Here is a 12,903-nt window from a genome sequence, read left to right on the forward strand (position 1 = left end):
CCTCTGCTTTTCGTGACTGACTTGTCAGTCATTTGGTCTCTTAAAAAAAAATCCCGAAAGGGAACGGTCCGGTGTTTTGATGCAGAGTCAGGGCAGTGGTGCCGGGTCCAGCCCCTTCAGGATAAAGGCGCTCATATCGGCGGCAATGGTATCAATGTCCAGTTCCTTTTTCATGATCATGAAGAAGAAAAAGCTGCGTTCCACAAGCCCGACAATGAAAACAGCTGTAGTATGGGGATCCCGTATGCCGAGAATGTTCCGGCTGGCCCCCATGGAAATTTTTTCCCGCAGCAGTTCAATGAAGCTCAGAATCAGATCTTCGTACAATTCCTTGAAAAGTCCCCCCTGTCCAATGCCTTCCCGGAGAACAATTTCCGCAGCATTGGCATCTTCCTTCAGTGTTTTCAGGGCGGAGTGTATCATTTTACGAATGCGCACATGCAGTTCTGAAAGGGATGTACTGTCAAAGACCTCGTGATCTTCTTCAAAAATTCGGGTGAAGCGGTCCATAAATTTTTTACAGATCTGGCGGGCTATGTCTTCCTTGGATCGGAAATAGAGGTAGAAAGTACCCTGAGCCAGGCCTGCCGCCGAGACAATATCCGAGACCCGGGCTTTTTGGAAGCCCTTTTCCCTGAAGATGCGTACGGCGGCATCCAGGATATTTTGCCGTGTGGTGGCTTTATCGGGTGCGGTGACTGACATGTCATTCATATAGGCCCGCCCGTTTTTTCTGTCAAGAAAAAAGAGAGGGCGGTAAAGGCAAAGATGGACACCCACCTGTTTTGCCTTGCCTCCTTTTCCCACAGCCCCCTTAGCGGAAGTAAGAAAGAAGCTTCTGCTCGGGGAGGGGTCTGGAAAAGAGGTAGCCCTGTCCCAGCGAGCAGGAAAAATCCTGCAGTATTTTTTTCTGGGCTTCGGTCTCTATGCCTTCAGCCACTACGGAAAACCCCATGCAGGAGGAAAGTTCCATGACGCTGCGAACAATTTCCATGCACTCGGGCTGATCCGGAAGCCCTGCCACAAAGCTTTTGTCGATTTTAATCTGTTGCAGGCTGAAGTCCCTCAGATAGGCCAGGTTCGCATAGCCTGTGCCAAAATCATCAATGGCAATGGAGATACCCAGTCTCTGCAGCCTCTGCAGGGTTGCCATGGCCCTTTCTGATCGGGAAAAGAGAAGGCTTTCCGTTATTTCTATGTGCAGCCTTTTAGCGGGAAAACCGTTGGTTGTCAGGCAGTCTGCCACCATGTCGGCAAAATCAGGCTCTTCAAACTGAGGTGCGGACACATTCACTGCCAGATAAGGCGTTTGCCGGGTGCAGGGCCAGGTAGTGGCGGCGGCGATGGCTTTTTCCAGTACCAGCTTTCCTAAGGGAACAATCAGGCCGGTTTCTTCGGCCATGGGAATGAAATCCGCAGGCGATATCATGGTGCCATCGGCCTGCTGCCAGCGGACCAGGGCTTCACACCCTGCCACGCGGCCGGTCTGCATATCCACGATGGGCTGAAACCATACGGGAAAGGATTTCTCCTCAAGGGCTTTCCGGAGGGAAGATTCCATTTCCATGGCATTGACGGCAAGGTTGTGAAAATCTTTATGGAAAATTTCAAACCGCCCCTTTCCCATGGATTTGGCTCTATACATGGCAAGGTCCGCATCCCTCATAACCGATTCTGATGCGGCGTAGCCGTCCAGTGGGTAGACAATGCCGATGCTGGCTCCGATGTGAACGGTTTTTTCTTCCACCCTAAAAGGCATGGCCGCCGCATCCAGAATGCGGCGGGTGATATCATGGACTTCTGTTTCATGGTGAATGCCCTGAACCAGCAGGGCAAATTCATCTCCGCCCATGCGGGCGACCAGATCCCAGGGACGAACTTTTTCACGGAAGCGGCATGCCACCTCGCAGAGCAGGCGATCTCCGGCGGAATGCCCCAGAGTATCATTGACGGCTTTGAATCGGTCCAGATCCACAAAAAGAACGGCACTTTGCCCGCGTTGTTCCTTGTCACCCAGCAGGGTGTTGAGTTTTCTGGCAAAGAGATTGCGGTTGGCAAGGTTGGTGAGTGCATCATGGGAGGCCTGATGACGGAGGTCGTCTTCCAGCCGTTTTCTTCTGGAAATGTCTTCCATAACGAGAAAAATATCGGAAAAGCCGGCAGAGTCCGTGGGTACAGGGTAGCCCACCATGGAAACGGGAACGCTGTGACCGCTGGCATGGAGGGATGAAGTCTCGCAGTGAATGGTCTCCCCGGAACCGATGCGGGAAAAAAGTTCTTTCACTTCATGGGCCTTTTCTTTGTCCAGGCAGGGCAGGGGTCTGCCGGAGAGGCTGTCGCTGGCGTAGCCGAGAATACGCTCTACACCCGGGTTGGCTTCCATGACCCTGCCTTCTGCGTCCATGAGAAAAATGGCCTGGGGAGCATGGGTGAAAAGCTGGCGAAAATATGTTTCATGGCGGATACGGTGGCGGTTTTCTTCGTGCAAGGCTTCGGCCATGTTCCGGCAGGCCTTCCGGTGTTTGGCGATGATGCGGTCCTGATAGCGTTTGAGAGCCACATGATTGTCCACCCGTCTGCGGGTGATGGCCGGTGCAATGGGTTTTCGTATGTAATCCACCGCGCCCAGGGAAAGTCCTTCGGCCTCATCCGCCACATCGCATTTGGCCGTGACAAAAATCACCGGAATGTCACGGGTTTCTTCGTTTTTCTTCAGTTCCCTGCATACGGTGAAGCCATCCATCCCCGGCATCATTACATCCAGAAGAATGAGATCGGGTTTTCTGTCATGGCTCTGGACCAGCTGAAGGGCCTGCTGTCCGCTGGTGGCAACCTGTATGGCATAGTTGTCCATGAGCAGATTACCCAGAATATCAATGTTGGCAGGGGTATCATCCACGATAAGCAGGGTTGCCTGTTCTTTCTGAGTCATTATGCGGAAGCTTTCTCATGGGTAGCTGGAAGGGGTTTGGGTAAACTGATCCGGATATCCTGCAGAATATGGCGGGCTTTCTGAAAATCGTAGCATTCCGCAGCGTCCATGAGCCTACGGAAATCTCTGGCCCTGCCGCAGTCTGCCAGTGCGCCTTCCAGCTCCGCGGTTCTGGCCTTGGCACTCATGCTGCTGGCTGCCAGAAGGGTGTCCAGCTCTTCCAGTTCCGAAGACAGGCAGGTGGAGTAACGATCCCCATGCCCGCAAAGTGGAGAGATCTGGGGATCATTTTGCACGGCATGGAGCAACGTATCCATGGTTTTGTCCAGAAAGCTCAGATGATGGGGAAGATCTTCTTCGCCGCACCCTTTGCGGATCTGTTGCTCTACTTTCTTTGCGGCATCGGCCAGAAGGCGGGCACCGATGTTGGCAGCACTTCCTTTTAGTGTATGGGCCAGCAGGCGGGCCTCGTCCGTCTCTCCCCGTCGCAGTGCCCTGCGGATAGCACCGGGCAGACCTGCCTGATGCCGCCTGAATTCATCCAGCACTTTCCCATAAAGTTTTTCGTTGCCGGTAAAACGCGAGAGAGCTCCTTTTTTATCCAGAATATCCGCTTCTATATGGTTTTCATGTATTTGGAAGCGGTGAGGGCTGTGGATGGACAGGAGGTTAAAAAGGGTTTGACTGTGCAGGGGTTTGGTCAGGTGGGCATTCATACCCGCCATTCTGGAAATGGCCTCTTCTTCCGGACCCGCATCGGCGGTGAGTGCAATGACAGGAATTGTCTCCATGCCGGGAATGCGGCGGATTCTACGGGTTGTTTCCCGTCCGTCCATACCCCGCATGCGGATATCCATTAGAATGATATCCACGGATTGTTTTGCGAGAATGTCCAGAGCTTCCGGGCCACTGGCGGCGCATAGCACCTCAATCCCGGCAGGCTGCAGCAGTTCTTCGGCCACCATGCGGTTGACGCTGTTATCCTCCACAAGGAGTACACGAAGCCCTTTCATCCCCATACCAGGATTCTGAGACGGGCAGGGATGGATGCGGGCATCGGAACCGAAAATTTCCATGATGGTGTCAAAAAGAGTGGACTGGCGCAGGGGTTTGGGAAGAAAGGCAAGGCAGCCGGGGCAGGCCATGGCAAGGCCTTCTTCTCCGGGCCTTCCTCCCATGAGAATAACGGGAGGATGTCTTTCCATGGATGCCAGCTCGCGGCAGAGGGTCAGTCCGTCGGTATCTTTCAGGCTGATGTCCATAAGAATGAGATCGGGCAGCGGAGTCTGGCTGATTGCCCGGCGCAGGCCTTCGGCTGACTCGCTGTGCTGTTCCGTAAAACCGAAATCCCTCAGGTAACGGCAGAGTACCCTTGCGGTTACGGGATGATCTTCTACCACAAGGCAGTGGAGGCTTTGTATGGATTCCGGCACATCCGGCCGGTTCTGGCAAAGGAGCAGGGGCGAAAGGGGCAGGGAAAAATAAAAATGACTTCCTTTTCCTTCACAGCTTTCCATGTCCATGGTTCCGCCCATATGGTCAATCATGCCCCTGCAGATGGCAAGGCCCAGCCCCGTACCTCCATAACGGCGGGTAATGGAACCGTCTGCCTGTGTGAAAGGCAGAAAGATATCGGCTCGGCATTCCGGTGCGATGCCGATACCTGTATCGCGTACGCCGAAATGGAGTGCGCCGGGGCTGAGGGTGCGGACTTCCAGACAGATTTCTCCGGACTCGGTGAACTTGAGGGCATTCCCCAGCAGATTGATGAGCACCTGACGTATTTTGGGTCCGTCGCCTGACAGGGTGCTGGGAACCTTTTCATCCACGTCGGCGATGAGCTCCAGGTCTTTTTTCCCCGCCTCTGCCGAGAACATGGAACAGACCTCCTCCACCATTTCCCGGATACGGAAAGGGGCTTCGTGAATGGGCAGGCGACCCGCACTGATGCGGGTGAAGTCCAGCGTGGCTGTCATCTGATCCAGCAGCGACTGGCTGGCAGTCTGGATCACCCGCAGGTGCTCTGACTGGGAGGAGGTGAGGGGGGTGCGGAGCAGGACATCACACATCCCTGAAATGGCATGGATGGGAGTGCGGATTTCATGGCTCATGGTGGCAAGAAAGGCATCTTTGGCCCTGTTGGATGCTTCGGCAGCATCGCGGGCCTGTTCCAGATGATGGTAGGCATCTTCCAGTGCGAGGGTCCGTTCTTTAACCCTCTCTGCCAGTTCCGACTCCCGGATGCGGATTTTTCTGGCCATCCAGTTCATGTGGCGCATCAGGGTGATGAATTCATTTTCATCATCGTTTTGTGGGGGCAGGCTGAAATAGGGGTCTCTGTTTTCCTGTACTTTGCAGCAGAAGGCCATGACTCTGTTCAGGGGCGTTCTGACCAGCCAGGCTAACGTTGGGCCATAAGGGCTTAAGAAGATAATAAAAAAGGCTGCAATACAGGCAATGCCCAGACTGTCCTGAAACTGGCTGTGTATCAGCAGACCGGATTTGCCTGAGGCCAGAGTCAGCGTCAGCAGAGGAAGGAGGGCATGGATGGCTGTAATCAGTCTGAACCTGTTGGCAAGTCGCATGGGGATCCGATTTTTTGCGGGTTTTATGGCTGGGTATTTTTTAGTCTTGGCTAAAAGATTTGTCAAGGACATTCATCCTGTTTGCCCATCATTAACAAAAGAGGGAATAGGCAAAAATGGGGTGAAAAAGCCACTCTGGGAGGGATTGCGTTGTTTGGGTATTTTATTTTTTTAAATCAATTGGTTACATCGTTTTGATAGGAGGTTTCTGTGGCAGGGTCTCCCCGTTTTTGGGGGACGGAGCCCTGGCTTCGCAGACAGAATGGGGCAGATATTCCTGAGGGCCTGCCAGTTGGTTCCTGTCATTCATGGAAGCCTGCCCGTTTTTTTTCGTGTTGAGAATGTGCCGGTCTCCCGGAAAATTCGGGAGGTCTTTTTTTTGCATGCAAAATAAGCAGTGAAAAGCTGGTTGATTGAAAAAGCCTGCCGTTTGTATGCTCCGTAAATGTTGATGCCAGAAAGGAAGGTCAGGATGATGGATACGATGGATGAAGGGGAAAGTGCTGAATTGAATGCAGCCAGAATACTGGATCTTTTTCACCGAAGCATGGTTCATTATGGTCTCTGGTTTGCCGAGGTACGGCATCAGCTGGGACCTGAGGTGGGGCATGAGGTTCTGGAAGCGGTGAGTGGCAGGGTTCTGGAAGCCCATATCCGGCGTCTGGCAGGGGTGCTGGGCTTTTCTCTGAAAAATGGTCTGCCCGCCCCCCTTGTGGATCTGCCGAAAGAAAAGCAGAAGGCCCTTCAGGAAGCCGTTTCCCTGAACTGGCTGGCCCTGGATGGCCTTTGGTTTCAGGGGGTTGAATTTACCCATGGAATGAACGATGCCAAACGGTGCAACGATTCCTGCTGGGCTCATTTTTCACCCTTTGAGGCGGCCATGATCCGTAAAGAACTGCAGCTGGGAAAACAATCCGGACTGGAAGGCTTGAAAAAGGCTCTGGGAAGACGGCTCTATGCCTTTATCAATGAACAGAGCATGGAGGATACGGGGCTGGATCGCTTTGTTTTCCGCATGCATAAATGCCGGGTGCAGGATGCCAGAAAACGGAAGGGCCTTGCGGATTATCCCTGTAAAAGTGCGGGTATGGTGGAGTATCCCTATTTTGCGAAGGAAATAGACAGCCGTATCCGGACCCGCTGCATTGGGTGCCCGCCGGACGCCCATCCCGAAGAATGGTGGTGTGCCTGGGAGTTTATTCTTGATGAAGGCTGATGCCGGACCCTCCGGCCCTGCCTTTTTTTGCCGGAGGAATGTGTGGCCCGGGGGGAAGGCAGGGGGAATGGAAAGCGAAAGGTCAGTTGCCGTGGAAGGTTCTGGGGAGCTGGCTTTCTCCTTCCGTTTCACCACTGCCCGGTGTTCTTTGCAGGTCTTCTCTGAAAATTACTTCGTATTGAGAAATGTGGATGCGCTTCACGGGTGTCTGCAGGAGGGTATCGGACACGCGTTTGATGATTCTCCGCATCCGCTTTCCTTTGTCGTTAAGCTGTTTACCTGTATAGGGGCGGACAATGAGGTCCGTTGCGTACCGCATGCGTTCCAGCTGTCTTCTGGCTTCCAGAACGCCGTCCTGAGAAGAAAAACCAAGGGTTATTTCTGCTTTGACAAGGGATTGATCGGCCAGCGGGCCGGTATAGGTGTAGGTATAGGAGAAGGGCGGTTCGCCAAGGATGAAAGCAAGCTTTTCACAGCCAAAGAAGAGAAGGGGAATGAAAAGAAGCAGAAGATATCTGAATGCGGGTAGTCTGTGGGGCATGGTTTCTCCTTGTGGGCGGAAGGAGACAGGGTGCAGGCAGCATTCCTGTGATTGGCAGAATGACTTTGCCATGTTCTTCCCTCTGCCATTTCGGGCCACTTCCGGAAGGGGAGGGAACCCTTGGGGTTTCCGGAATGAGACATCGTTTTGATGCCCCATTCCGGCCTTCTCAGATGTTGATGGCATCCGTATTGGCAAGCAGCCGGATGAATTCTTTTTCCCACTGGGGTCCACCGGTACGCAGGGCTATTTCTTCGGTGATATGCCTGGGTAAGATGCCCAGATCCATATTGCGGCCGAGGCCCTGAATGCAGGAGGGACAATTAGTAAGTAACACGGGTGGTTCATGGCTGTCCAGCCCCTGAAGCGTCCTTTTCAGGGTGGCATGTTTGCGCAGCCGCATGCGGTTGGTAATATCCGTGCGGCTTAAGGCCATGGTACCTGCTTCCGAACAGCAGTGGGGAGTGTTGATCAGCTTTTCCCCTGTGGTTTCCTGGAAAAGGCGCTGGGCAGTGCCTTCGAGAGAGTCGTGGCAGGGAGCGTGGTAGAGGCGGAGTTCCGCTGATTCAGGTACAGGAAGTCCTTTTTCCATGACAAAACGGGAGACATCCGTAACGTTGCAGTCGAAAATATGTCCCGTTCCCAGTTCTTCCAGCGCCTCCTTACAGGTACCGCAGGTCACTACACAGGCGTCGAAGCTGAGGTAGCGGAGCATTTCCCTTGTCTGGTTGAACAGGATGGTGTTGCGCAGATGCAGGTGATCCCGTTGCAGGGTTTCCGCATTGACGGTGGCAGGAAAACTGCAGCAGAGATAGGGAGGCGGCAGCACCACCCGGACTCCGGCTTTCAGAAGAATGTAAATTCCCGCACGGCTTATCACACTGTGCAGCCTCTCTGAACCGCAGCCGGGGAAGTAAAATACCGTGGCACTGGCTTCTCCGGGAGGTTCCATGAGCAGTACCTGGTTGGGGCCGCAGGCAGGCAGCCCATCGCGCAGGGTTTCTTTGGGCAGAGAGGGCATGGGTGCATCCAGCAGCTGCATGGGTTTCAGGTTTTTGATCCATGCAGGGCTCAGGGGAGAAATGCGGAAGCTGCCAATGCGGAAAGGACTTTTTTTCCGGATGCGGCCCACGATGGCAGCACCCAGGCGCTGGGCTTCACCCCCATAACGCAGCACACCCTTGCGGAAGATGGTGTTGGGAAGCGGGGCATTGGTTTTGAGATAGGCCAGCACCATACGGGTGGGCAGCACCTTCCGTTTGTATTTCAGGGCCGCCAGAATCTCCCGTTCCAGTATGGACACCTCGCCCGTGTCTATGTCCACAGGGCAGGGGATTTTACATTTGTGGCAGATGGTGCAGTGGTCTGCAATCTCTTCCAGATGGCGAAGAGCGCGGAAACGACCCGTATGGGTACGCTGAGCATCATAGAGGATGGCCTCGATGAGGGCGGCAACAGCCAGGTTTTTATTTCGGGGGTGATAGAAAAGATTCTGCTGGGGATAAAAGGTACAGCAGTCTGCCTTGCATTTACCGCAGCGGACGCATTTGGCTATTTTATCGGAAAGCTCCTTGAGGGACCCGTGCTGCAGAATTTTGGCTTCAATGCCCAGAAGATTGAAGGATGGGGTAAACACCTTTTCCGGAACGGAAGGGTCTTCCAGCTTGCCGGGGTTCATAACATTTTTAGGGTCCACTTTCTGGCGGTACTGGCTCAGGGCAAGAATCTGCTCTTTATCAAAATACTTCATTTTTGTGATGCCGATACCATGTTCCCCGGATACCACACCGCCCAGGGCCACAGCCTTTTCCATCACATCATCGGCTGTTTTATTGGCTCTGGCCATCATTTCCAGATCATTGGAGAAGACGGGAATGTTGACATGGATATTGCCGTCTCCCGCATGCATGTGGGTGGCAAGAATAATCTGTCTGGATCTGACAGCGGTAATGAGTTCGGCAATTTCTGCCGATATTTTTTTATACCCCTGGAACAGTTCAAGGATATCTTCTTGAAATTCCTTGAGCAGACTTTCGGCAGCCAGTTCTTCGTGGGTGGCGGAGCTTATGGCCAGAAGGGCATCTTCGCAGAGTTGAACCGCCGTGGAGGCCTTGCTCTTTACCCAGTCTCTGTCTTCGGCATCCGCAGGCTGGGCGGTATCCAGATACATGCGAACCGCTTCCACGGCAGCCCGCTGATTGTAGCGGTTTTCCTCGCCATTGTAGTCCTCGGCAAAGCGGGCAAAGGCGGCCAGCTTTGGCAGGGGCAGCACAATATCCTCATTGAGCTTGAAGGCATTGGTGCGCGCCGCAATGGCACCAAAGCGTTTGCGGTCCTGCCAGAAGCGTGTGGCTTCCGTTTTATCTTTGGCAAAGAAGATTTCTGTGTTGGGGTAAGGCTCAAGGAGCAGGGCCAGATTCTCTTTTCCCCGTTCCAGCTGTTCCGGTCTGTGGGCCACCATGTCCACCAGCAGTACGGCCTTGGGAATTTCACTGCGGGCCGCCTTGACCTTATACCCTATGGCTTTTATGTATTCATCATCAAAGTGTTCCAGGGCCATGAGGGCTTCTTCGCCCCTGTTTTCAAAGGTTTCGGACAGGGCGACGATTACCCGGCTGGCCTCTTCCATGTCTTTGCCGAAAAACTCCAGACAGCAGGTGGCCTTTTCCTCATAGGCTTCATAAAGGATGAATTCTGCGGATGTGATGACACCGTCGCAGCCTTCCTTCTGGATACCGGGAACCCCTGCCAGTGCCTTATTGGTGATATCCTTCCAAAGGCCGGGCTTACGGATTTCACTGCCCAGTATGCGGATTTCCTCGGTGTCACGGGTTTTGAGATCTTTTACCGCATAGGCCACCACATCTTCTGGCTGAATTTTCCGCATGGGGTGGTTGGTCCGGCGGACCTCCAGAAAACGACCATCGGGCATGGCGATTTTGAAGGCAATAAGATTGTCGATGGCCGTACCCCAGAGCACGGCGGTTTTACCACCAGCGTTTTCCGCAATATTACCGCCGATGGTGCAGGCCCAGGCAGAGGTGGGGTCCGTTGCAAAGACAAGATTTCTGGCTTCTGCCGCTTTCATGGCTGCTTCCGTGACCACACCGGCTTCAAGACGGATGACGGGCATGCTTGTTTCCGTGCCATCGTCTCCGGTAAAGGTCTGTTCATCGATGCCGTGGATGTGGTTGAGTTTTTCCGTATTCACCATGATGCAGCGATCCCGTACGGGGACAGATCCGCCGGTAAGACCTGTTCCGGCACCTCTGGGAATGGCATGCATGCCCATCTCTCCGATGGCGGCAAGAATCCGGGGAACCTGATGTTCCTCGGAAGGCCGCACCACGGCAAAGGGCAGACAGAGCCGCCAGTCCGTTGCATCCGTGGCGTGGCTGTTCAGACTGAAAGGGTCAAAATAAATGCTTTCCTCTCCCGTGATGGGGGCAAGGCGTTTTTTTACCTTGCGACGCAGGGCCTTGATCTCGCGGATTTCCTTCTGGAGCTCTTCAAGGCGGATATGGCAGCGGTCCAGTACGATCTGCACATCGGAATTGAGGGCCGCTTCGGCAACGGCCTTGAGATCTTTTCCCGCATTGGTAAAGAATTCCTTCTGTCTGCGGCGGGAATTGATGAGATCCTCGTAGACAAAGGGATTGCGACGGAGAATGAAAAGATCGCCTGCAAAGCGCATGAGTAGCTGGGCAGATCGGCCTGTAACCCTTTGATCTCTAAGGTTTTCAAGCACATGCCAGATGTCATTGCCAAGAATCTGGCAGATGATCTGCCTGTCATCGGCGGAAGTGTAATTGTACGGGATTTCCCGGTAATTGACGTTCATGGGGCAGACCTCCCGGATATTGCAGTACGGATGCAGAGCATCCTGCTTGTTTTAAAAAGGAAAAAAAGGGAAACAAACCCGCATAGGGGACGTTTCCCGGCAGGAGAATCCGGCCTGAATCTGCCGGATTCCGACTTTACAGCCCGTATGTTCCTATCATTTTATACAGGGAAAAGGCAAGGAGAGGTCTAGTCCGCTTCCCTTGTTTTCAAGAAGAGAACATCCGGCCACTGTTCCTCCACAAATCCCAGCTGCCATTCCGTTGTGGTGAGGAATGTGAGGTGCCCTTCGGCGTCTCTTGCAAGGTTGTGGCTGTGTTTTTTTTCAAATTCCGCAAATTTTTTGGGATCTTCACAGCGGATCCAGCGGGCTATGCCAAAGCTGACATTTTCATAGATGGCATCCACGCTGTATTCTGCCTTGAGACGGTGCATGGTCACGTCAAACTGCAGGGAACCCACAGCCCCCAGAATGTAATCCGGAGCATTGAGAGGGCGGAAAAACTGGACCGCACCTTCTTCGGCCAGCTGGGTAAGGCCTTTCTGCAGCTGTTTCAGCTTTAAGGGATTCTTCAGGATGACCCTGCGGAATATTTCCGGGGCAAAGTTGGGAATGCCTGTGAATTTCAGCGGTTCTCTGGCGGAAAAGGTGTCTCCGATTTTCACGGTTCCGTGGTTGTGCACACCAATGATGTCTCCGGGCCAGGCTTCATCCACATGGCTTCTGTCCTGGGCCATGAAGATGGTGGCATTGCTGATGGTGATTTCCTTGCCAAGGCGGTGGTGCATGACCTTCATACCCCGGGTGAATTTTCCGGAACAAATGCGTACAAAGGCAATACGGTCTCTGTGGGCCGGGTCCATGTTGGCCTGAATTTTAAAGGCAAACCCAGAGAAGTTTTCTTCATCGGGAGAAACCATACGTGTGGTCGTGGCTCTGGGAGAAGGGGCGGGTGCCATTTCCACAAAGGCGTCCAGCAGTTCGCGCACACCAAAGTTGTTGATGGCGGAGCCGAAGAAAACCGGTGTCTGGGAGCCGGAGAGATAGTGGTGCATCTCAAAGGGGCTGGCCGCTCCTTCCAACAGCTCGATGTCTTCCCGCAGTTCATCGGCCTGTGACCCTAAAAGCTTATCCAGCACGGGATCGCTGAGGTCTTTGATGGTAACGACTTCCTTTGGTTTGTTGTCTTCGCCCGGGTTGAAAAGGGAAATCTCTTTTTTGTAAAGATTGTACACACCTTTAAACCGTTTGCCCATACCGATGGGCCAGGACATGGGTACGCACTCGATCTGCAGTTTGTCCTCGATATCCGAGAGAATATCAAGGGGGAACATCCCTTCCCGGTCCAGCTTGTTGATGAAGGTGATGATGGGGGTGTTGCGCATGCGGCAGACGGCCATGAGTTTTTCCGTCTGGGTTTCAACCCCCCTTGCGGAATCAATGACCATAAGGGCGGAGTCCACGGCGGTGAGTACCCGGTAGGTATCTTCGGAAAAGTCCTGATGGCCGGGGGTGTCCAGCAGATTCACCTCATAATCCCTGTAATTGAATTTCATGACAGAGGTGGTCACGGAAATGCCGCGTTCCTGTTCAATGGCCATCCAGTCCGAGGTGGCATGGCGCTGGGCTTTTTTGGCTTTTACGGCACCAGCCGTCTGGATGGCACCGCCAAAGAGCAGCAGTTTTTCCGTCAGGGTGGTTTTCCCGGCATCGGGATGGCTGATAATACCAAAGGTGCGGCGCATGGCCACTTCCTGGGCGATTTTGCTGTTGGGTCGTGTCATGGTT

Annotated in this window: 7 protein-coding genes; 1 reads left to right on the forward strand and 6 read right to left on the reverse strand. The window is 53.6% G+C overall.

Features of this window, described 5'->3' with window-relative positions:
* Window positions 1–87: 87 nt before the first annotated feature.
* The 3 genes from OOT00_RS12895 to OOT00_RS12905 all read right to left on the reverse strand — a co-directional run bounded on the left by OOT00_RS12895 (window position 88) and on the right by OOT00_RS12905 (window position 5,517).
* The gene (locus tag OOT00_RS12895; RefSeq protein ID WP_265425796.1) at window positions 88–714 is read right to left on the reverse strand and encodes a TetR/AcrR family transcriptional regulator; all 627 of its coding nucleotides are present in this window, start codon (window positions 712–714) and stop codon (window positions 88–90) included.
* Window positions 715–814: 100 nt separating this feature from the next.
* The gene (locus tag OOT00_RS12900; RefSeq protein ID WP_265425797.1) at window positions 815–2,932 is read right to left on the reverse strand and encodes a two-component system response regulator; all 2,118 of its coding nucleotides are present in this window, start codon (window positions 2,930–2,932) and stop codon (window positions 815–817) included.
* Complete coding sequence (locus OOT00_RS12905) at window positions 2,932–5,517, reverse strand: response regulator (protein ID WP_265425798.1); 2,586 nt, start codon at window positions 5,515–5,517, stop codon at window positions 2,932–2,934. The genes OOT00_RS12900 and OOT00_RS12905 overlap by 1 nt, the downstream gene beginning before the upstream one ends.
* A 472-nt stretch (window positions 5,518–5,989) precedes the next feature.
* Between OOT00_RS12905 and OOT00_RS12910 the strand changes: the two genes are divergently transcribed.
* Window positions 5,990–6,733, forward strand: coding sequence for a DUF6125 family protein (locus tag OOT00_RS12910; RefSeq protein WP_303649984.1), 744 nt, complete (start codon window positions 5,990–5,992; stop codon window positions 6,731–6,733).
* A gap of 82 nt (window positions 6,734–6,815) precedes the next feature.
* Here OOT00_RS12910 and OOT00_RS12915 read toward each other — a convergent pair whose 3' ends face one another.
* The 3 genes from OOT00_RS12915 to OOT00_RS12925 all read right to left on the reverse strand — a co-directional run bounded on the left by OOT00_RS12915 (window position 6,816) and on the right by OOT00_RS12925 (window position 12,899).
* A complete protein-coding gene (locus OOT00_RS12915) occupies window positions 6,816–7,274 on the reverse strand; it encodes a hypothetical protein (protein WP_265425799.1) in 459 nt (152 codons plus the stop codon).
* Window positions 7,275–7,443: 169 nt separating this feature from the next.
* Complete coding sequence (locus OOT00_RS12920) at window positions 7,444–11,115, reverse strand: DUF3683 domain-containing protein (protein ID WP_265425800.1); 3,672 nt, start codon at window positions 11,113–11,115, stop codon at window positions 7,444–7,446.
* Between the two features lie 188 nt (window positions 11,116–11,303).
* The gene (locus OOT00_RS12925) at window positions 11,304–12,899 is read right to left on the reverse strand and encodes a peptide chain release factor 3 (protein ID WP_265425801.1); all 1,596 of its coding nucleotides are present in this window, start codon (window positions 12,897–12,899) and stop codon (window positions 11,304–11,306) included.
* Window positions 12,900–12,903: the final 4 nt, after the last annotated feature.

The organism is Desulfobotulus pelophilus (assembly GCF_026155325.1).
Taxonomy (GTDB): domain Bacteria; phylum Desulfobacterota; class Desulfobacteria; order Desulfobacterales; family ASO4-4; genus Desulfobotulus; species Desulfobotulus pelophilus.